This is a genomic window from Bacillus sp. FSL W8-0640 (assembly GCF_038007725.1).
GTDB lineage: Bacteria > Bacillota > Bacilli > Bacillales > Bacillaceae_G > Bacillus_A > Bacillus_A cereus.
This window is the reverse complement of record NZ_JBBOXT010000001.1, coordinates 3,661,846-3,684,292: the sequence shown is the minus strand read 5'-3', so window position 1 is coordinate 3,684,292 and position 22,447 is coordinate 3,661,846. Positions and strand designations below refer to the sequence as shown.

Sequence of the window (22,447 nt, the reverse complement as noted above, 5' to 3'; positions counted from 1 at the left end):
AGGAGGGGGTCAACTGTCAGGTTTTTTTCGATTTTACGCCCGTAAGGGGGGGTGGGTAGATGGCTGTTAGTATTGTGAGGTTAAAAGAACAGCTTATGAATAATATTGATATTACAGATTTAGTCGAAGTTGAAAAGGTAGAAAGATATATTGATCTTGTAAAAGCATTTAGAAAAATAAATAAAACTATTAATAAAGAAGGCGAGTCTGTAACGATAAAAAACGGTTCTCAAGTTTTTGTTAAAGCCCACCCTCTTATAAGTGAGAGGAATAAAATTAACAGTTCATTAATTGCTTTGGGAAGAGATATAAAACTTTCTCCTAAAGTTGGTGCTTCTAATTCGGGTTACAGTCCAAGTGATTTAGTATGATTAGGCAAAAGTATGTAGATGAATACATTGAACTTTATAGAAGTGGTAAAGTAAAGTTCAACAATGAAAGAGAACTGTTAATTGAATACCTGGAAAAATACGTTTTAAACAGAGACGACTTGTATTTTGATGATGAAATGATCGAGAAGTGTATCCGCTTTGGTGAAAAGTGGTACTTTCCATTACAATCATTTCAAAAATTCTTAATAGCATTCGTCTTTTTATTTTATAAGAAAAATAGCCGTGTATTTTATCGAAAATTCTTGTGGATGCTTGGCCGCGGCGGCGGTAAAAATGGTTTAATGACAGTTATTCTTCACTTTTTAATAAGCGAATTACATGGAATTCCTGAATATAACATTTCCGTTGTTGCAAACAGTGAAGAGCAAGCAAAAACAAGCCCAGATGAAATTCATAAATGTATTAAAAGAAATGAAGTTTTACAAAGAGCTTTTAAAACAACATTAACACAAACCATTTCGAAATCGACTGGAAGTGTAGTGAAGTTTAGAGCATCAAACGGAGACACAAAAGATGGTCTTCGCGATGGCGCTGTAATGTTTGATGAAGTCCATCAATATGAAAGCAATAAAGATGTCCGTGTTCACATCAGTGGTTTGGGAAAAAAGAAAAATCCGCGTGAGTTTTACATTGGTACAGATGGATATGTAAGAGATGGATTCTTAGATAAATTAAAAGAAAAGGCAATGAAAGTTTTAAAGGGTGAAGCCCGTCCGAATGCGCTGTTCCCTTTCATCTGTAAATTAAATGATGAAAAAGAAGTTGATGAAATCGATAATTGGGAAATGGCGAATCCAATGTTATCTCAGCCGTTAAGTGAGTATGCTGAAGGCTTACTTGAAACAATAAAAGAAGAGTATGAGGATTTAGAGGACGATCCAAGTAACCGAGAAGAGTTCATGACAAAGCGAATGAACTTACCTGTTACAAATTTAGAACGGTCCGTTGCAAAATGGTCAGAAATTCTTGCTACAAATCGTCCTTTTCCTGATTTATATGCTCAAGAATGCATAGGGGCGTTAGACTTTGCAAGTATTCGGGACTTTGCAGCATGTGGTCTTTTATTTAGACAAAATGGGGAATACATTTTTAAAACACATTCCTTCGTACGAAAAGAATTTGTTGATATCTATTACGGATATTCTAAAAAAGCAGGCGAGTTCAAGAAACAAAAATTTGCTCCAATTAAAGAGTGGGAAGAGCAAGGATTACTAACAGTTGTTGATGAACCGACTATTAATCCTCAACACATTGTTGATTGGTTTGTAGAAATGCGAGAACAATATGGGATTAAAAAAATTATAGCGGATAACTTCCGTATGGAAGCAATAAGACCACTATTAGTAGCAGAAGGGTTTGAAATAGAAGTTATACGAAACCCAAAAGCAATTCATAGTTTGTTAGCTCCACGTATTGAAATGGCGTTTGCAAATAAACAAATTATTTTTGAGGATAATCCACTAATGCGTTGGTATACGCAAAATGTGTTGGTTGTTATCAAAGCTGATGGAAATAAAATATACGAAAAGAAAGAGCCTGTTCGTCGAAAAACAGATGGATTTCAGTGTTTTGTTCATGCTCTTTATCGGGCGGATGAGATACAAGAAGCTACTGATTTTGTTATAGGCAATATTAAATTTTAATAAAGGGGGTGATAACCATTGGATGGTTAGGTTCAGTATTTAAAAGAAATAAAGAACTAGAATTCATGTTGGATCTGGACATAATAACTGATACAGCAAACAGGCTTCATATGAAACGATTGGCAATTGATACATGCGTTTCATTTTTAGGAAGGACGATTAGTCAATCTGAATTTAGAATAAGAAATGGTAAAGCATTTAAGAAGAATGAGCTTTATTATCGATTAAACGTAAGACCAAACAAGAATATGACCGCAAGTACCTTTTGGGAACGGTTTGTTCGAAAACTTATTTATGATAATGAGTGTTTAGTTATACAAGCAGATGATGGTGATTTACTTATTGCAGATGGATTTCAACATAATGAGTACGCTGTGTTTGAAGATACTTTTACGGATGTAAGGGTAAAAGATTATACGTTTAAGAGAAGTTTTAAGCAAAGCGAAGTTATTCATTTGAAGTATCGGAATGATAAATTAACCCCACTTATTGATGGATTATTTGCAGATTATGGGGATTTGTTCGGCAGAATATTAAACTCTCAAAAACGTAAAAATCAAGTTCGTGGAACAGTTGATATGGATATGATTGGTGCTAAAACTGAGGAACAAATAGCAAAGTTACAAGAGTTTATAGACAACATGTATAAGTCAATTGGTTCTAAAGATATAGCTATTGTTCCGCAGCAAAAAGGTATTAATTATAACGAGATATACAATGGTGTTGCAAATGGCCCAAGTGTGGAAGAAATCAATAAAGTAACAAATGGTTTCTTAAATCAAGTAGCTATGGCAATCGGTATTCCTATAGCTTTGATATATGGAGAAATGGCTGATGTAGAAAAGCAAACGAAAAATTATATGCTTTTCACAGTACGACCATTATTAAAAAAACTATCTGATGAAGCGAACGTTAAATTCTTTGAAATGAGTGAATATCTTTTGGGACAAAAAATTGAGGTTAAAGCTGTTTCCTATCAAAGTATATTTGATCTTGCGACAAGTATTGATAAGCTCATTTCTTCAAGTGCATTTACAGGAAATGAAATTCGTTCAGAAGTAGATTATGAAGAGTCAGATGATCCAAACCTAAATGTCCATCATATTACGAAGAACTATACAAAATTAAATGAATCTGAAGGAGGTGAGAAATGATGGAACATGTGAATATGAGTAAGCTTTTGAATTTAAAACGAGACATTCGTTTTGAAGCTAAAGGTGAAAATGAATACAAATTAACTGTTTATGGATCAATTGGTGGATGGTTTAGTGAAAATAATGCTGAAGCAGTAAGAAGAAAAATTCAAGATGTTAAAGCAGAAAAAATTCACGTTCATATTAATTCAGGTGGAGGTTCCGCATTCGATGGTGTAGCAATTTGTAATCAGTTAAAGCAGCATAGTGCAGAAATTATAGTTCATATTGATGGTTGGGCAGCTAGTGCCGCATCTGTAATTGCAATGGCAGGAGACAGAATTATTATGCCTAGTAATACTATGATGATGATTCACCAAGCAAGTACCTTTGAATATGGAAACGCAGATCTTTTTGAAAAAACAGCAAGAGATTTACGAAAGATTGATTCAGCTTTAGCAGGATCTTATAAGAAACGTTTTGTTGGAACAGATGAAGAATTAAAACAACTTTTAAAAGATGAAACTTGGCTAACGGCAGAGGAAGCAGTAGCTCTTGGTTTAGCTGATGAAATTGCTGATGAAATTGAAATTGATGATACGCAAGAGGATGAAGAAGAGGAAGGTGTAGAAAATTTAAAAGAAAGTTTAGTAGCTAAGTATACGAAACAACAAAATAATCAAAATCCAAAAGAGCTTATTCAAGAGCCTGTTAATACAAAACAGAATCTGAGTACGCTTTTTTTAACTTTAGGAGGAAAATAAAATATGGTTATCAAGTTTAATAATTTTGAAGAAAAGAAACTAGCATTTGCAAAAGCTACACAGGAAGGTACAGCAGAAGAGCAATCAGTAGCATTGAACTCCATGATTGAAGCACTTGCTACAGATGTAAGAACAGATATTTTAAATCAAGTGAATGAATCAATGGTAGATCGTTCTATTATGCAATCTCGCGGTGCTAATGTATTAACAAGTGAAGAAATGAAGTTCTTTAATGCAGTTGTGGAAGAAGGCGGCTTTAAGTCTACTGAAACTTTACCTAAGACAACCCAAGAACGTATTTTTGATGATTTAGTTGAAGATCATCCTTTCCTAAAACATATCGGTCTTGAAAATCTGGGTGCAGTAACAGAATTTATTTATGGAGATCCAGAAGGCGCAGCGGTATGGGGACCATTATTTGATGGTATTAAAGGTCAATTAAATGCTACATTCCGTAAAGATAGCATTTCCCAACTTAAATTGACGGCATTTATTCCATTAGCAAATGACATGTTGAAACTTGGGCCTGTATGGGTAGAACGTTATGTTCGTACAATGATTACAGAAGCGATGAAAGTAGGTTTAGAACGTGGATTTGTAGCTGGTACAGGTAAAAATGAACCTATTGGGTTATTAAAAGATCCAAGTGGAAGTGTTGTGAATGGAGTATATCCAGATAAAAAGCCAGTAGGCACTTTAACGTTCGAGCCAGGCCGCAAAACAATCAATGAATTAAAAGGTGTTGTTAAACTACTAGCTAAAAAGTTAAATGCTGATGGTTCAGACGCAGATCGACCAAAAAATATTGCTGGTAAAGTAGTTATGGTAACTAATCCGTTTGATACTTTTGATATTCAAGCAAACGCGACAATTCAAAATGCAGCTGGAGTATATGTAACTAGTTTGCCATTTAATCCAATTCTTACAGAGTCAGTGTTTGTACCTCAAGGAAAAGTATTATTCTTTGTTAAAGGTCAATATGTTGCAGCAATGGGTGGAACAGAGCCAATCAAGAAGTATGAAGAAACATTAGCTTTAGAAGATGCAACTGTTTATATTGCTAAACAATATGCTACAGGTAAACCGAAGGATAAATACACTTCACAAGTTTACACATTAAAGCTTGAAGAAGTAACACCACCGACTGAAGGGTGATGTAAATGGAAACAGTAATTTCAGACGAAATAATACAGCAGTTCAAAGATAGGATGCACTTGGGTGATGATGAAGACGATAACCTAAAGCGCATCCTTTTTGCATCCAATGAAGCTTTATTAAAAGTATGTGGATTGTATGACATAAACAAAGATGAGACGTTCAAAGAATTAGTTTTTGAACGTTCTCGTTATGCTTATAATGATGCACTTGAGTATTTTACTAAAAACTTTTTAACCGAAATTAATAGTTTTGGTATTGCAAAAGCATTAGAAGAAATCAAATTGGACGGTGAGTAATATGCGTCCTTTTCAGTATAAAAAACCACTGAATACAGGTGACTTTAGAAATCGAATTAGCATTGAACAACCTGAAATAATAAAAGATGAATTGAATCAAGCAATTGAAACAGGTAATTGGGAAGAAGTTAAAAGTGCATGGGCAATGATAAAAACGGTGAAAGGGTCTGAGTATATTGAAGCTTCAGCTTCACAGTCTACACGAATTTATCGGTTTGTAATTCCTTATACAACAGGTATTACAGAATTAATGCGAATTAATATGAAGAATCGTATCTTTGACATTATCGAACCGCCAATGAATGATGATGAAATGTATCAAACATTGACTATTATCGCAAAGGAGCATGTTTAATATGAGTAATTTTGCGAGTGATCTTGCAAGAGAATTGCAAAGATATGCAAATGTTGTGGAAGAAGAATTAACAACTGCACAAGAAGATGTAGCTGATATTGCTGTAAACAAGTTAAGACAAAATAGTCCTAAAAAAACAGGTGGTTATCGTAAAGGTTGGCGTAAGAAAAAAGTAGATAAAGCCGTTGTTATCCATAATACAAAAGGGCAATTAACGCATCTTTTAGAAAATGGCCATGCGAAAGCTAGTGGTGGCCGAGTACCGGAGAAAGTGCATATTCGTCCCGTTGAAGAGTATGTAATTGATGAATTGCCAAAACGTATTGAAAGGGCAATTGAATCATGACATTAACATTAGGAGAATTTATAAAAATTCTTGAAGCTACAGGCTATCTTGTGGCTTATTCGCATTTCATAGCAACACCAGGTAATCCAGTTCCGGCGCCACCGTATATCTGTTTTCTTGTGGATGGGTCAGCAAATTTAATGGCTGATAACAAGGTGTATCACAAGATAAATGATGTAAATATAGAGCTTTATACAACTAAGAAAGATGTAGTTGCGGAAGCCAAGCTAGAACAAGTTCTAGATGATAACGAGATTCCGTATGACTCGTATGGGACTTTTATTGAATCTGAAAATATGTATCAAAAATTTTATGAAGCGAGGTTGATATAAATGAATGAAAATAAAGTTATTTTCGGTCTGAAGAAAGTACATTATAGCGTGATTACTGAGGATGCAACAGGGAAAATCATATATGAAACTCCGGCTAAATTACCAGGTGCGGTTGAAATGAAATTGGAACCAAAAGGTGAGCAATCAGACTTCTATGCTGATGATAGCAATTACTACACTGAATCAAGCAACCAAGGTTATGAGGGTACTTTAAATCTTGCTAAACTTACAGAAGCTTTTCGAACTGACGTATTAGGGGAAGTTCTAGACGAAACTGACAAGGTTATTTCAGAAGTTTCAAATGCAAAAACAAAGAGAATTGCTCTTATGTTTGAATTTGATGGCGATGTAAAAGCAATTCGTCATTTACTATACAACGTAACTGTATCACGCCCTGGATTCGGTTCTTCCACAAAGAGTGATAAAACAGAGCCAACTACAACAGAATTGAAATTCGTTGCATCACAGCATCCAATAACATCAAAAGTAAAAGATTCAACAACAGTAGGTACACCAGCGGCTATTTATGACGCTTGGTATACAAAAGTATACGAAAAAGTTGTGGGGGCGTAATTAGATGGAAAAAACAATCACAATTGATGAGAAAGACATACTTCTAAAGAGTACAGCTGGTACGGCTATTCGTTATAAATCACAATTTAGACGTGATATGTTTGCGGATATTCTTAGTTTAGGAGTACTTTCTTCATATATTTCAGCTGATGGCGACCAAAATAATATTGACCTTTCACAGGTTGATTTAAGTAAATTAGATTTTGAAGTTATTTATAACTTAGTATGGGCATTCGCTAAAACAGCAAATCAAGAAGTCCCAGATCCGCTAACTTGGTTGGATACATTCGGAGAATTTCCAATTGCTGAGATTATTACTGAAATTCAGGACCTAATTAAAAGTACGGTTCAGTCAAAAAAAAAATAACAGAAGATGAACAAGGGCAAGGTCATAACAATGGGAAAGGTAGTTTTTCTGTTGATACATTCCTTGCTCTTTGTTATTCATGCAAACTCTCAAAAGAAGATTTAGAAGATATGACAATAGGTGATTGCTTGGATTATATCGATGAGTATGTTGAATTACGAAATCCGAAGAAAGGACAAGAAAATACAAGAACAGCTACACAAGATGACTTTAACAATTTCTAAGCAAGTGAGGTGATAACATGGCAGGAAGAATTAAAGGAATAACGATAGAAATTGGCGGAGAAACAACCGGTCTTCAAAACGCCTTAAAAGATGTTAACAAACGAAGTAGCGAACTATCGAAAGAATTAAATGATATTCAACGTCTCTTAAAATTCAATCCGGGTAATGTGGAAGCTTTAGCTCAAAAACAACAATTACTTACAAAACAAATTGAGAATACAACAAAGAAATTAGATAGTTTAAAGTCAGCTCAACAACAAGTACAAGCACAATTTGAAAGTGGCGTAATTAATGAAGAGCAATACCGGGCGTTTAGACGTGAAATTGAATTTACAGAAGGGCAACTTAATGGGTTCAAAAACAGTCTTGCAGGATTAAAGGCTGAACAAGAAAAAGCAGCAAGTTCAACAAGAAAATTAGAGACTTTATTTAGCGCCACAGGGAATAGTGTTGATGATTTTGCGGATGTATTAGGGAATCGTCTTGTGAATGCAATTAAAAACGGTACGGCATCAAGTAGGCAGCTAGATCAAGCCATTGAGATAATTGGAAGGAAAGCGTTAGGAGCCGAAGCGGATATCGGGAAGTTGCAGCAGGCGCTCCGTTCTATTGATAATGGTAATTCCATTCAAAACATTAGAAACGACTTAAATCAACTTTCCCAAGAAGCAAATCAAGCGGGCGAAAGTGTTAAAGAATTAGGTGTTGAATTAGAAAATGTAGTAGCAGGAATAGGTGCAGGTTTAGGATTTAAAGAAGTTATCGAACAAGCTTTAGACATGTCGGAGTTAAAGACAAAAATTGATATTACCTTTGATGTTCCAGAATCCTCAAAGAGATCTGTGGAGGAGGCAGTCAGAACTGTTACAGCCTATGGCGGTGATGCAGAGGAAGCGTTGGAGGGTGTACGTAGACAATGGGCATTAAATAAAGAGGCTTCTGATGCAGCAAATACAGAGATAATAAAAGGAGCAGCAAACATTGCTAGTTCCTATTCACAGATTGATTTTACAGAATTAATTCAAGAAGCCAATGAAATCGGTAGTGAATTAAATATTTCGAATAAAGAAGCGCTAGGATTAGTTAATTCTCTTTTAAAAATCGGATTCCCCCCTGAGCAACTTGATATTATTGCTGAGTATGGCGCCCAACTAAGAAGGGTTGGTTATACAGCACAGGAAGTACAAAGTATTATGGTAAGTGCAGCAAAGGAAAAATCTTGGAATATAGATAACCTATTGGACGGATTAAAAGAAGGGCGTATTCGTTCCGTTGAAATGTCGCGTGGATTAAGCAATTCTATGAAGGATGCTGTCCGTGATGCTGTAGACGATACTGAAAAAATGTCTGATGCACAGATATCAGCGATGCAAAAAGGATTTGCCAAACAAGAATCCGCACTTGCAAACTCATTTAGTAATCAAGAAAAGGCACTTTCTAAAAGTCATAGTCAAAGACAGAACGCATTAGCTAAAAGTTTTGATGCTGAATACAATGCAGTTTCTAAAAGTTATGAAAATCAACAAAAGAATTTAGAGAAGAAACTTAGTGCTGAATATGATGCAACATCAAAAAATTATGATAGACAACAAAAAGCACTTGAGAGGTCCCTCGAAGTGGAAGTTAAAGCATTTGAAAAGTCTTCTGAACAGAAATTAAAGCTCATCGATAAAGAATACATGGAACGTATGAAATTAATCGATGAGGAAAAATATAATCGTCTTAAATCGGTAGACGCTCAAATTAATTCTTTGGATGCGAAAACAGCAGCTGAAGATAAATATTTTAAAGATCGTGAGAATGCTGAAAAACGTGCCGATTTAAAAGTTAAAATAAGCAAAGCAAAAAATGAAGAAGAAAGACAGGCGGCAATTAAAGCATTACAAGAACTTGAAGAAAAAATGCGTTTGGATAAGATACGTGAAGAACGTAAAAGTCAAATTGATAGATTGAAAGAGGAAAAAGACGGCATAAAAGAAGCATCTGATGCGAAAAAAGAGGCGCTGAAATCAGAGATAGATAGTCGTAAAGAACAAGTTAAAGAGCAAATAAACAATGAAAAGGAAGCTTTAAAAGAACGACAACAAGAACAAAAAGAAGCGTTTCAGCAAAGAAAACGAGAAGATTTAAAGGCTCTTAGTGAATCGAATAAAGCACAACTTGATTCATTAAGGGAAGTCAATCAAGCGAACTTATCGTCCTTAAAAGAAAGTCAGAATAACCGCAAACAAGCGTTAAGTGAACGTTTAAGCGATGAAATGGACGCCGTTCGTGAATCGCATCGAGCGGAGTTAGAATCATTTAAAGAAATGAATGCGCAGAAACTGGAGCTTGCAAAAAATCCGCCTGACAGTGTAGCAGTACAAGAAATATTTTCTCAATTAGAAGGCTGGGGTAAAGCTATTGCTAAGGGTGGAGAAGAAGGTAAACAAGCATTTATAGATATGGTTAAATGGCTAGATCAAATCGAGGATCCGGATTTAAAAGAAGCGATTGGTGTAGAACTTTTCGGTAGATGATAAATTGTGCCGAATCAAAATTGCGGTATGAAGCAAGAAGGGTGAGATTCCTGACTTGAACCGAAGGCTATACGAAGTATAGTCAGGGGCAGAGCATAGAGGGTGAAAAGATATAATCCCTCCACGAGACCGCGACACTTTCTTTATAAGTGAAAACGTATGCCGAGCTTACACTAATACGAAGTGTAAGAAGTAAGGGATAAAAAGCCTTTACGATAACAAAATGACAATGTGGGAAGACCAGGGTCAAAAAATCATAAATACAATTTTACAAACTGAAGAAAAACAGGCTGACTTAAAACAAGGAATCGATGATTTACAACAATCCATAAGTAAAACGGACGCATCACCTATGGTCAAGTTGAAAGAAGCAATGAATGACTTGAAAGAAGCTCTTGAGCCGGTGTTACTTGTGGTAGCTGATATTGTTTCTAAGGTAGCTGAATTTATCTCAGCTCACCCAGTGTTAGCAGCTGCGATTACAGCTATAACAGTTGCGATTGGAATACTTGTTGGTATTTGCGCAGCGCTTGCTCCAGTAATATTCTTGGCCACATCAGGTGCTGTAACCTTTGCGGGAGTTATGGCTGTTTTAACAAGTCCGCTTGCTTTAGTAGTTGCAGCAATCGCTGGATTAATTGCTATATGGGTATTATTCGGCGACAAAATAATGGCTATATACAATGAGTATTTCAAACCGACAATAGATCAGATAGTAGACATAATCACTGAAACTTTACAACCAGTCTTTGATAAAGGTTTTTCGATCATAAAAGATATTGTAAAAGATGCTTTTGATATTATCAAACGTGTTTGGGAAGAAATACTCTCACCTGTTTTTTCAAAGATTTCATCATTCATAGAAGATGTCCTGTTACCAGCTTTTAAATTTGTATTTAAGGCTATAGGTAGTGTTGTATCAGATGCATTTGATGGGATAAAAGTAGTGTGGGATACGGTTTTAAAACCCATTTTAAATGGAATTATTGATTTCATTTCTGGCGTATTTTCAGGAGATTGGGACAAAGCTTGGAAAGGAATCGTGAAAATATTTGATGGAGTATTCAACGGAATAGAATTAGCAGCAAAAGGGCCGATAAATGCTGTGATTTCGATGCTTAACGGATTGATTGAAGGTATCAACAGTATAGATATGCCGGATTGGGTTCCGTTTGTTGGTGGAGGGAAAGCGAATATTCCTAGAATACCAATGTTAGCTACGGGCGGACATGTTCTTGGGGATGGATCGTTTATTGCCGGAGAAGCAGGGCCAGAGTTATTTACTAAAAGAGGTAATCGTGTTTCGGTAACACCTTTATCGTTAAATGAAAAATCACTTGGTATTACAGGTACTATGAGCCGATTAATTGGCGATATGAGCTATTCGATGGCTAATTCTATGAAAGAGTTATCTGGCCTAAAAAGTGTCATGAGTAATGTGTATGGCAGTCTAGCTAATAGCTCAGAAGCAATGAGTAGAAGTGCTAATCAGACCACTGTAGATGGAAATTCCTCTTCAAATGCAAATAAATCAGATTCATATAACTTTGCTGACATGTTTAGGGGTTCAACATTTGTAGTAAGAGAAGAAGCGGATGTACAAAAGCTAGCAGTAGAACTAGGGAAATACATTAAGACGTCAGGAAGAAAGGTGGGGCAACTATGAGTTTAACAATAGATGGTAAAAAACTAAAAGAACTAAATTTAGCTCTTTTACCAGGGTTTCAACATCCAGCGGCTCCGCCAATTCGTGACTATACAGTTTCTATTCCCGGTCGCCCGGGAGCTTATTACTTTGGTTCAGACATAGACCCTTTGGAGTTTAATTTACCATTAATTATTAAACCGCAAGAAGATAGATTTAAATTATCAGCAGCTATCAGAAAAATGGTAGCTGTTTTTATTGACCATTACGGTAAACCGAAGGAAGTAAAGCTGATTTATGACTACGAACCCGATAAGTATTATCTAGTTAGATATAGCGGTTCAATGCCAATCGATCGTTATTTTAGGATGGGAAAATTCGAATTACCATTGATTGCTTATGATCCTCACGCATATTCAGTATTGCAAAGTACAGAGGAAATACGTTGGCAAGATATGGTTCCGTGGATGTCTGATATCCCGATTGGATACAAAGGTTCATCTTTTACAGTTAATTCTCCACAGAGTCTAACTGTAGACAATTTCGGATCTAAAGTTATTCGTCCGGTTATTGAAATTAGTGGTAGCGCCGATAACTTAACGGTAATTGTTAAAGGTGAACGTTTTTCTTTTGGTAGTTTTAGAAACTCTTCATTTTTAATCGATGCAGAAAGGTATACGGTAATCAAAGACAGCAAGAATTTTTTATTTCAATTGCAAGGGAATTTAGAAAAAATAGAGTTAATGTTAGGCGCTAATGTAATACAAGTAGGCGGTTCAAACCTTAATCTCAAAATTTCATTCAAATACCGCGCTAAATATTAATAAGGTGGTGAAATTAATGGCTGATGCGCCTAAGTTACAAGGTACAGAAAAACTTGGTGAAAGTTATTACAAAATTAATATGGGGATTGATAATGCGAACGAAGCATTGAAGAGAGCATATTCTGCTGAATCCTCATCTTCAAATGCAAACATAATAGCCAATCAGGCTAATAATACGGCACAAGAAGCAAATAATTTATCAAATAATGTTCAAAAACAATTGGACACAATTGTAGCTAAAGGTGACTCTGGACCAGAGGCTAAACAAGCAAGGATTGATACATTTGGTATAGAACATGATTCGCTTAAAGGACGAGCTGACAGTGATTTTCAAACTAATGCAAAGCAAATTGACTTCCACAATAAAAGAACATTTTTACATTTTAATAAAACGGGAATTATTGCTCATAGGGGTGCTCATATCAATGCTCCAGAGAATACACTAAAGGCTATCCAGAGTGCGGGAATGCTAGGTTATGAATTAGTAGAACTAGATGTACAAAAAACATCTGATGGTTCTTTTATACTCATGCATGATACAACCGTGGATAGAACAACAAATGGAATTGGAAATGTTAGCGCCTTAACACTAGCTCAAATAAAATCCCTTATTATAGATCAAGATTATGCAGGTAAATCTGCAGAAGAGATAGTTAGAATACCTACTTTTGAAGAAGCTTGTAGGGAATGTTCAAAATGGGGTTTAGGGATTAATGTGGATTGCAGCAAAATGGATTGGACCGATGAAAATATCATTACTGTTGTTCACCTTCTTAAAAAATACAGTTTATGGAGTAGTAGTTTTTTTGTTGTGGACGACAAACAAGCAAGAATTAGACTAACTACCCTATATCCAGACGCTAATGTCACTTGGTTGAATGTTGATTCAGATCCGTCTGTAAATATAGCTGAGTGCAAAAACTACTTAAATGCCTTCGTATCATACTCGAATAGTGTTATCACAGAAAATGAATTATACACATATAAAAACGCTGGAATACCCATATTTATATACTCAAGTAACACTCCAGATGATGTATACAAATATTTCAAATATGGCGTGCGTTTCATTGAGACGGATACCATTCTGCCAAAGGGAGTGTACTAGATGAAAACATTATTAATAAACGTAGTACCAATGAATTCTGGTACCGGTGTAGGACTAAATACATTGGCAACTTTTGACGAAAGCGAATACAATTCAGCTACAGATAGAAAGGTACTGTTTTATGACCCATTGTTATCAAAGTTCAAGCTAAGAAATGTTAATGCTCATCCTTACATTGAGCCTTGTATAATGGGAATCAAACAAGGAGATGTTTTTGAAGTTGAATTTGAAGCGTTAGCAGTTGGTGGAAAAGATATAACGTTAAATATCCAACTTGGAGATTTAGTAGACTCTGGAGGTTCCGGATTAACTGCTACAGCTAAACAAAGCAATGAAGTTAAAATTAATCACGAAGATTATCGAAAATACAAAGTGAATTGCATGGTAACTGCATCATTTAACGCTAATATGAAAGGTGTTTTCTTTAACCTTCGATTAGCAACAGTTAACACGGAGGCATTAATACGAAATTTAAATATAAAATGCAAAACATCAAATGAATTACTAAATATCGGAACGAACTTTACAACTTATCAAAGTAAAACAGATTTTGAAAATGCAATTGTGAATAATATGCAAACTAAAAATCCTTTTGTTGATTATCTTAATGCGTACAAGTCTTATATAAAAGGTGAGACAGTTGCTGACAATACAGGCCTCCAAGTTAATTCTACAGCAAATGGAGTTACTGGTATTTTTAGAGAAATGCAGTATCTGGTTAATCCTAGCTGTCATGCCGTATATGTGGAATATGTGAATAATGGAAATACAGGGTTAAAAGTTGCTTTAGGGTATTATCGGCGATTAAAGGATACAGGTTCTATTCCTGGAAGCCCACTTATACAAAGGTTTGATTTGCCTACAACATCAGCGGTAAAAAAGATGATTATATTTTTACCTTCACAAACGCAAGCGTCAACGGATTTTCAAAAGTATAATTTTTTAGGGTCGTTTTTCGAAGTAACATCAGCAATTGCTGATGGATCATGGAGATTGCAGAAAGTTATTTTGGGTGAAATCAACCATGCTCCAACAGAGAAAAGAGCCGGAGGAGAAACATCAACTTATACAGACTTTAACAACATAACTAAAGGACGTATGGGAGCATTCGAAATCATGACCGATTCTCCAACAATTGCGGATTCTGTAGCGGTAGGAGCAACTATTTTATATGACTACACGTTTCCTATTCCGTTTACTACAAACTGCTCTTTCGTCACGATTATTGATTACGGTTCTAACGTGTTATTCCAATTTAATGCTCATAATCTAACTAAAACTGGATGCCAAATCGCCATAAAGAATACATCAGCAGTCGCAACAGCTCCTGGTAAAGTTGGCGTAATGGCAATTGGGGTTTAGAAGAATTAACAACAAATTATCATTTAATTTATAAATGGTTAACAATAACAAGCTAACATGTAAATAAAATCAACTGAAAACAGGAGGCTATATGGAAAAGGAAGGTAACTTTGCTCAAGGGATTTTCTTTGGTGGTATACTGTCGTTACTTTTATGGTTTTCACTATTTGGTTGGATAAACATGATTATTGGTGTTAGTTTTTAAATAAGAAGGTGATACATTGCTAAAACTCTATAACAAAGAAATGAAACTCAAGGCATATCTTGAGAATGTATATAATATAAAGTACAGCCCGCCTCTCAACGAACTATGGACGGCGGGTTTTTCATTGCCATTTACTGATCCAAAACGAGAAGAAATTGAAACCTTTGATTACGTAGAAATATTTGATAAAGGTAAACGCATTGGTATGTTCCGTATTATGGATAGTGATGAAGAAAGAGAAGTACATGAAAAAATTATTACTTATGACTGCGAGCACGTTTTATCTACACTAATGGATAGCGTGCTTTTTGGTTATCATGAAAGAATTAATTTAACCACAAGGGAAAATATCGAATATCTTCTTAGCAAACAAAGAATCAAGCATTGGAAACTCGGAAAATGTGATTTTACAAAATATTTTTCATATAGTTGGGAAAATGAAGACACTATATTAGGACCGATATATAGTATACCGAAACCATTTGATGAAAAGTTCCAATGGACTTGGGATGATTCGTCTTATCCTTGGACATTAAACATTGTTCGATATTCTGAAGAAATCACGGGGGAACTTCGATACCGTAAGAATATGAAGGGTATTAAGAGGAAAGTGGAAGCTAAAGATGTCATGACAAGAATTTATCCTCTTGGTTATGGCGAAGGCGTAAACCAACTTACAATCAAAAGTGTTAATAATGGTCTTCCTTATATAGATGCTCCAGCCTTCGTTAGGGAATTGCATGATGGGTTTGATTACATTTGGGCGGATAGACGATTTGAAGACGCTCAATCACTTTACGCTTCAGCAAATTCGATGTTACTAAAAGCATGTATGCCGAAAGTTACTTATGAAATTGATGCAATTGATTATGAGTTAATTGACCCATACAAGATAGAAAAGTATGAGACTGGTAAGCTAGTACGTCTGTATGATGAGGATTTCAATATATCAGTAGATTTACGTGTAATGGATCGTTCAAAAGATGATGTAACGGGGAATCCACTTGATGTAAAACTTGTATTAGAAAATAAGGTAACTGATTTAGGTACAATACAAGCCGATATTGAAAAACGACAGAGAGTCAACGAAGTGTATTCTCAAGGGACGACGAATATTGATAGTCGAGATTTCCAAGATAATTGCGACCCCGAACATCCAGCTATCATTAGGTTTCAAATACCTAACGATGTAAAAAATGTGAATGAATTGTTACTGACATTTGAGATATTAAGATTTAGAGCTTATGAACGTGCAATTAAAGGCGGTGGAGCTGTTGTAGGTTCAACGGCGGCTGGCGGTGGTACAGTGTCCTCCACATCCGCTGGGGGGTCTATTGTACAATCGACGTCTAGTGGCGGTAGTAGTACACAAACATCAACTAGTGGCGGCGGGAGTGTGCAAACGTCTAGCGGTGGCGGGGATCATATTCATAAGATGTTTCATGGTGGTGGTATTGTTCCCTCTGAACCTCCAACAATAGGATTGTACACAGCATTTTCCGATCCTGGTAGGAATACAGCGGCTTCGTTTTATGCAAAAGGAACAGGAGCTAGTCTATACACACATGGTTCTAGTGGCGAGCACACACATAGTCTGTCCATACCAAATCATCAGCATTCTATTTCTATACCAAGCCACCAGCATTCTATTAGTCTGCCAAATCACCAACATGATATACATCTCGATCCGCATAGCCACGAGATTACATTGCCAAACCACACCCACGATATTGAGTTCGGCATTTTCGAATTATATCAGACTCCATCAAAAGTAACGATTGAAGTAGATGGGAATACATTGCCTTTTGATTCAATAAGAGGACAAGATATAAATTTGATTCCGTATTTAGCGAAGGATAGCGAAGGGAAATTGCAACGTGGTCGTTATGTTGAAATTAAAATTACACCAGATAGTTTAGCTAGAATAAACGCTACTGTTACAGGGCGCTTGTTTATTCAGTCTAGGAGCGGTGGCACGTATTGAGATGAATGGTATAATATAACTACAGACTAGCACGACGGGGCGAAAAGGAAGCATCCTACTTCCCTGTCTGTATTTTACTTAGGGATAACTAAGGTGGTTATCAGTATTGACAAGAAAGTACGTTCAACTTGTGCAAATTGAAATTGATGGGATTTTGGTGGATGCAAAAGAGTGTACTAAGTGTGGCGTTGTTAAATCACTTAATGAATACAATGCTAAGAAAAATGGATTAGGCAAAAAGTCTTCAAGATGTAAGAAATGTAATCTCGAATACAGGAACCAAAGAGCGCAAATTAAAGCTGAATATGACAAACAATACCGCGAAGAGAACTCCGAAAGAATAAAACAATATAAGAGAGGATGGTACGAAGAGAATAGAGAAGAAGATATAGCTAGAAGAAAAAGAGCTTATTACGAAAACCATGAAAGAGAACTCGCTGCTAGGAGAAAGTATCGAGAAGAAAACATTGAAATTTTAAAAGAATATAACAAAATACATTATCGAAAAAATAAAGAAAAATATATAGAATATAGAGAACGAAATAAAGAGAAGATAACCGCTTATAGAAAAAGAAGATATCAAGAAAATAAAGAAGAGTATTCTGCACGTTATAAGGTATATTACAAAGAAAATCAAGAATATCACCGTGAAAGAAGACGGAAACATTACTTTGAAAATTGGGATAAAAGTCGCGAAAAGAATAAACAGTGGTTTAGGGATAACCCTGAACAAGCTCAAGTTATTCGTATGAGAAGAAGAACTAGAGAATATTTGCTGCCAGATAACATTACTTATAATGCAGTTGAAGGAATTAAAAAGTTCTTCGGAGGGTGTGCATTAACAGGTGAAACAAAAGATATTCATCTAGATCATGTTATTCCTCTTGCGACTGGTCGTATCGGAGCGGTTCGCGGAAATATTATTCCATTGAAAAGTAGTTTGAACGAATCTAAGCGAGATAAAAATATATTTGAATGGTTTGAACAAAATAAAGATTATTGGAGATTATCACAAGAGAAATTTGATAAACTAATTGATTATTTAGCGACACAAAATGAAATGTCAGTTGAAAAGTATAGAGAATACGTTTACTGGTGTCATGAAAATCCCATACAAATGGATATAGATGTTGAAAATAGAATTGTTCAATTATCATTAATATAAAAGAATCCAATTGGTGATTCTTTTTTTATATTCTGTCATGAATGAAAGAAACTTAAGAAAACGGCAGTTGATTTGAAATCAATAAATTTAGATGGCGCCAAAGTAAAAAAATGAAAAAGCGAAAAACTAAGAGAAGTGAAATAGCTTCTCTTTTTTCTATGGAGGAATGATATATGCAAATAATTGAAATTCATACACAAGGCGGAGTAAAACACACGGTACAAACTGAAAAATACGATGCACAGGTGCTAAACGAACAATTGAATAGCAATGACCTAATCACCGTGCTTATCAATGATTTTATTATTCAACGAATTGATGTAAAACGTATTTTGCCGATCAATTTTCCTACTGTAGAAGGTACTAAGAAGTTAAAAGTTCATACAAACGGCGGAAAAGAAATTGAGATTGTAACAAATGATTATGATCCAATCTACTTAAATGAACAATTGAACAATAGTAATACCATTACGGTTGTAATTGGTGATTATATCTTCTCCCGAATCGACGTGAAGCAGGTGGTCCCAATGAAAGAAGAACCGAAAGAACTTGAACAACCACCTTTAACTGAACCAGAGAAACCGACAGACCCAGTTGAACCACCAACTGAAGGTGGGACCGGTCCTGATACACCACCAACGACTGAAGTAAGTGAAATCTAAAATTAAATATACCGAAGGTTGACTTGTGAATGGTTTTAAGGTTACTACTTAAGTAGGACGATTGTTGTATTGTCGTTACTATTATTTTGAAATGAGGACGTAACCATGCAAAAGCAAAATACAGATTCAATTGGGTTTGGCGCAGCGATTATTCACGATACAATCGAGAAAGTAACAGACAATGTTTTTTCAGTTCGAGTGCAATGGGATGGAAAAGTACATCCAGTTTCTGTTGATTTAGAACAATTAGAGGTATCACCTGGGTTGTTCCAGGAAAAGTATAATAAACAGCCCTGGGCTGTACGGGAAGCTTTTAACGAACGTGTTCGTAAGTATGTTCAGGCATATCTCCGTAAAGTTGATTCATAACAAAACGGAGTTTTCAAGAAAGAGAGACAATTCACTTGCCTCTCTTTTTATTTTCAAGGGAGCTGAAGCATAACTATATATGTTTCGAAATTTAAAATTCAAATAATTAAATCTTTATAATTAGATTTTGAAATGTGTTAATATAACCTTATATATATATAATGGGGGCATGAAGATTTGGAATTACAACAAAAAAGAGTTTTTGGTTTAGATTTCGTTCGCAGTATAGCTATCATGCTAGTATTATTGGCACATGGATTAGACTTCTTTCTAGCTCCAGTCTTAAAGGATTCATCTATTGGAAGGATAATTACTAAGTCTTTGAATTTTCCGTTAGGATTTTTTGGAGTTGAGATATTTTTTGTATTAAGTGGCTTTTTAATTGGTAGAATTATTATTAAAGAGTTAGTCGAGAATGGTAGATGGAGCAAATTGTTTTCTTTTTATATTAGAAGGTGGTTTAGAACTTTACCTCTTTATTACTTGGTAGTATTTTTCTTGGTTTGGTTTCCTATAGGGGCAGATTTTACTTGGAGAAACTTATTCTTTGTTCAAAATTTTAATAGTAACACTTTGTCTTTTAATCCAGTATCATGGTCTTTATCCGTTGAAGAGTGGTTTTATTTAATAATACCTTTCATAATTCTTGTTGCTTTTCGTATGATTAAGGAAGATAAAGGTAAACATTTTTTGACTATCTGTTTCATTATTATGAGTGTTTCTTTACTAGCCAGAATAATTTTAGTGATAATGAAGGATCCTAGTTTTGATTTCGGTGTAAGGAAACAAATTTTCTATAGATTGGATAGTATTACGGCCGGTGTTATTTTGGCAGGTATTAAATTTTATTACAAAGATATGTATAAACAAATGATTGATAAAAGAAAATTACTCTTTTTTATTTCTATAGTTGGTTTTATTTTGTGTGAAGTTTGGTTTATTTTACATCGAGATATGTCCAAACTGGATCAATCATTTTTTAGTAGGACAATCTTTTTTAATTGTGTAACCTTTTCTTGTATGCTTTTGGTTATATCTTTAGAGACAGTAAAGATAAATAAAGTATTTATAAGAAAACTGATTGTATTTATTAGTATGATTAGTTACGCCTTGTATTTATTGCATTTTAAAATTTATATTTTCGCAAGAGACTGGATTGAGATTAATAGTATCGTGGAAGGTATACTGTTATTTGTTGGCGCAACGATAATTACAGTCGGATTTGCCGCATTTCTTCACAAGTATTATGAATTACCATTAATGAATTTTAGAGATAAAATTAAAATTTTTAGTAAGTGATAATAATTGATTTCTAACAAAATACTATTTTTTTACAACAAATCAAAGCGTGCTTATAGCAGGCTTTTTTATATTTAAAAGGAGGGGAACAATTGGAGCGAGTTCATGATATTCTCAGAAGTCTTAACATAATCGATATTTTTAATACGGCACAATTTAAAGCTGCTTCATTTGTAAGTGGTGGAGTAGGAACATTTTTAAGTCTGGTGTATGGGAAAACCAATCTTATCTGGATTTTTATCCTAATGATGGTAGTCGGTTTAGATTGGATTACAGGAAGCAAAGCTTCCAAGTTAGATGGATCGTATTCATCAGCATATGGAGTAGAAGGCATCGCGCGCACCGTGGTGCTTTTTTTGTTGCCATGTTTAGCTCACATGTTTGATATCGCGTTTAAATTACCAGATTTCTTTTTCTTCATGATAACTGGCGGTTTAACATATCACATTTTCAACAGTTTCACTGCTAACTGTGTTCGTGTCGGCTGGGATAAATGGATTCCGACATGGTTACTGGAAAGCGTAGCTAGTGAAATTGAAGCGAAAATAAAACGTTCTGATACAAGGAAACGGGGGAAATAAAGATGCAAGAGAAATTCAAGAATTACGGATTATGGGTAGCATTGTTTGCACTGTTAGGGATGGTATTAATGGATACCGTCCCAGATTTTAATTTAGGAAGATATCAAGAATACGTAGATATGATTCTGTATATTTTGATTGCTGCAGGTGTTGTATCTAATCCTGCAGCTGGTAAATGGTTTGCGGATAAACGAAATAAAGGAGCGGATAAATAATGGGACATTTTATTGATATTTCAAAATGGAATGGTGACATTAACCGGCCTATAGCAAAGCAATACATTGATTTCATCATCGCTCGTGTACAAGATGGTTCAAATTATGTAGATCCATTGTATAAAGGATATGTACAAGCCATGAAGCAACATGGTATTCCTTTTGGTAACTATGCATTCTGTCGTTTCGTTTCTGAAAATGATGCACGAATAGAAGCTCGTGACTTCTGGAACCGTGGAGACAAGAGCGCGACAGTCTGGGTTGCAGATGTTGAAGTAAAAACAATGAATGATATGAGAGCGGGCGCACAAGCATTTATTGATGAACTACGCCGATTAGGTGCTCAGAAAGTTGGCTTATACGTTGGTCATCATATGTATGCTCCGTTTGGTATGGCAAATGTAAAAGCTGACTTTGTTTGGATTCCTCGTTATGGCGGTAATAAGCCAGCTTATCCATGCGATATTTGGCAATACACAGAGACAGGCAATGTACCTGGTATCGGTAAGTGTGATTTGAACCAATTGATTGGCAGTAAATCATTATCTTGGTTTACAGGAGAAAAACGACCAGAACAAGCTATTGCCAATGGCGGCTATCAATATGTTAAATCTGGTGGTTTTGGTATTTCATTGGTTCAGGAAGTCGTAAACGCTATGAATGAGCGTGGAACAACAGGGAAGATTGTCTCTGATCCATTAACTGGATTAGCTTACTTACAAACTGAAGTACTGCCTAATGGCGAACTTGATAAGATTACAGCTTGGATGGATGAAAGAAACTGGTGGTACGAGTACATTAAAAAATAAAACAAAAGAATAGTTTTATGAAAAAAAATTATTATCTGGTTCTATATGTAGATAATTATATATTGATTTTCATCTTTATAAATGTTAGGGTAAATATACACCGTTTCTTATTTATCT

Annotated in this window: 22 protein-coding genes and 2 pseudogenes; all 24 read left to right on the top strand. The window is 35.2% G+C overall.

Going from position 1 to position 22,447, the window contains the following annotated elements; genetic code table 11:
• The first annotated feature begins 59 nt into the window (after positions 1-59).
• The 24 genes and pseudogenes from N2V80_RS18865 to N2V80_RS18750 all read left to right on the top strand — a co-directional run bounded on the left by N2V80_RS18865 (position 60) and on the right by N2V80_RS18750 (position 22,330).
• Positions 60-371 (top strand): P27 family phage terminase small subunit, encoded by a 312-nt coding sequence (locus N2V80_RS18865; protein WP_061654374.1) that lies wholly within the window; start codon positions 60-62, stop codon positions 369-371.
• Entirely contained in the window at positions 368-2,035 is a 1,668-nt protein-coding gene (locus tag N2V80_RS18860; protein ID WP_061654372.1) for a terminase TerL endonuclease subunit, read from the top strand. The genes N2V80_RS18865 and N2V80_RS18860 overlap by 4 nt, the downstream gene beginning before the upstream one ends.
• A gap of 8 nt (positions 2,036-2,043) precedes the next feature.
• Positions 2,044-3,189, top strand: a complete 1,146-nt coding sequence (locus tag N2V80_RS18855) for a phage portal protein (protein ID WP_033668749.1) — start codon at positions 2,044-2,046, stop codon at positions 3,187-3,189.
• Complete coding sequence (locus N2V80_RS18850; protein WP_061654847.1) at positions 3,189-3,932, top strand: head maturation protease, ClpP-related; 744 nt, start codon at positions 3,189-3,191, stop codon at positions 3,930-3,932. The genes N2V80_RS18855 and N2V80_RS18850 overlap by 1 nt, the downstream gene beginning before the upstream one ends.
• 3 nt (positions 3,933-3,935) lie before the next feature.
• Positions 3,936-5,087 (top strand): phage major capsid protein, encoded by a 1,152-nt coding sequence (locus tag N2V80_RS18845; protein WP_044798067.1) that lies wholly within the window; start codon positions 3,936-3,938, stop codon positions 5,085-5,087.
• 5 nt (positions 5,088-5,092) lie between these two features.
• Positions 5,093-5,386 carry a hypothetical protein gene (locus N2V80_RS18840; RefSeq protein ID WP_000450783.1) on the top strand — a complete coding sequence of 98 codons (294 nt, stop codon included), beginning with the start codon at positions 5,093-5,095 and terminating at the stop codon, positions 5,384-5,386.
• A gap of 1 nt (position 5,387) precedes the next feature.
• On the top strand, positions 5,388-5,741 hold the full coding sequence (locus tag N2V80_RS18835; RefSeq protein WP_048558707.1) for a phage head closure protein: 354 nt from the start codon (positions 5,388-5,390) through the stop codon (positions 5,739-5,741).
• 1 nt (position 5,742) lies between these two features.
• Complete coding sequence (locus N2V80_RS18830) at positions 5,743-6,087, top strand: HK97 gp10 family phage protein (protein ID WP_000064422.1); 345 nt, start codon at positions 5,743-5,745, stop codon at positions 6,085-6,087.
• Positions 6,084-6,419, top strand: coding sequence for a hypothetical protein (locus N2V80_RS18825; protein ID WP_061654823.1), 336 nt, complete (start codon positions 6,084-6,086; stop codon positions 6,417-6,419). The genes N2V80_RS18830 and N2V80_RS18825 overlap by 4 nt, the downstream gene beginning before the upstream one ends.
• Positions 6,420-6,992: a major tail protein gene (locus tag N2V80_RS18820; RefSeq protein WP_061654824.1), complete on the top strand. Its 573-nt coding sequence runs from the start codon at positions 6,420-6,422 to the stop codon at positions 6,990-6,992.
• Positions 6,993-6,996: 4 nt separating this feature from the next.
• Positions 6,997-7,359, top strand: coding sequence for a hypothetical protein (locus N2V80_RS18815; protein ID WP_061654825.1), 363 nt, complete (start codon positions 6,997-6,999; stop codon positions 7,357-7,359).
• 241 nt (positions 7,360-7,600) lie between these two features.
• Positions 7,601-10,096: pseudogene (locus tag N2V80_RS18810) on the top strand (tape measure protein); the annotation flags it as partial.
• A gap of 232 nt (positions 10,097-10,328) precedes the next feature.
• Positions 10,329-11,768: pseudogene (locus tag N2V80_RS18805) on the top strand (tape measure protein); the annotation flags it as partial.
• Positions 11,765-12,571: a distal tail protein Dit gene (locus tag N2V80_RS18800; RefSeq protein WP_061654827.1), complete on the top strand. Its 807-nt coding sequence runs from the start codon at positions 11,765-11,767 to the stop codon at positions 12,569-12,571. The pseudogene N2V80_RS18805 and the gene N2V80_RS18800, both read left to right, overlap by 4 nt.
• Before the next feature lie 16 nt (positions 12,572-12,587).
• Positions 12,588-13,679 (top strand): glycerophosphodiester phosphodiesterase, encoded by a 1,092-nt coding sequence (locus tag N2V80_RS18795; protein ID WP_061654828.1) that lies wholly within the window; start codon positions 12,588-12,590, stop codon positions 13,677-13,679.
• Between the two features lie 30 nt (positions 13,680-13,709).
• Positions 13,710-15,041, top strand: coding sequence for a hypothetical protein (locus tag N2V80_RS18790; protein WP_340980365.1), 1,332 nt, complete (start codon positions 13,710-13,712; stop codon positions 15,039-15,041).
• 245 nt (positions 15,042-15,286) lie between these two features.
• The gene (locus tag N2V80_RS18785; RefSeq protein WP_061654848.1) at positions 15,287-17,230 is read left to right on the top strand and encodes a phage tail spike protein; all 1,944 of its coding nucleotides are present in this window, start codon (positions 15,287-15,289) and stop codon (positions 17,228-17,230) included.
• Between the two features lie 106 nt (positions 17,231-17,336).
• Entirely contained in the window at positions 17,337-18,395 is a 1,059-nt protein-coding gene (locus N2V80_RS18780; RefSeq protein WP_061654830.1) for a hypothetical protein, read from the top strand.
• A gap of 173 nt (positions 18,396-18,568) precedes the next feature.
• Positions 18,569-19,057, top strand: a complete 489-nt coding sequence (locus N2V80_RS18775) for a hypothetical protein (RefSeq protein WP_061654831.1) — start codon at positions 18,569-18,571, stop codon at positions 19,055-19,057.
• Between the two features lie 105 nt (positions 19,058-19,162).
• The gene (locus N2V80_RS18770; protein WP_061654832.1) at positions 19,163-19,426 is read left to right on the top strand and encodes a hypothetical protein; all 264 of its coding nucleotides are present in this window, start codon (positions 19,163-19,165) and stop codon (positions 19,424-19,426) included.
• A gap of 177 nt (positions 19,427-19,603) precedes the next feature.
• Positions 19,604-20,725, top strand: a complete 1,122-nt coding sequence (locus N2V80_RS18765; RefSeq protein ID WP_061654833.1) for an acyltransferase family protein — start codon at positions 19,604-19,606, stop codon at positions 20,723-20,725.
• A gap of 92 nt (positions 20,726-20,817) precedes the next feature.
• Positions 20,818-21,306 (top strand): phage holin family protein, encoded by a 489-nt coding sequence (locus N2V80_RS18760; protein ID WP_061654834.1) that lies wholly within the window; start codon positions 20,818-20,820, stop codon positions 21,304-21,306.
• Positions 21,307-21,308: 2 nt separating this feature from the next.
• Complete coding sequence (locus tag N2V80_RS18755; protein ID WP_061654835.1) at positions 21,309-21,521, top strand: hypothetical protein; 213 nt, start codon at positions 21,309-21,311, stop codon at positions 21,519-21,521.
• Positions 21,521-22,330, top strand: coding sequence for a GH25 family lysozyme (locus N2V80_RS18750; protein ID WP_061654836.1), 810 nt, complete (start codon positions 21,521-21,523; stop codon positions 22,328-22,330). Before N2V80_RS18755 ends, N2V80_RS18750 begins: the two co-directional genes overlap by 1 nt.
• Positions 22,331-22,447 lie beyond the last annotated feature (117 nt).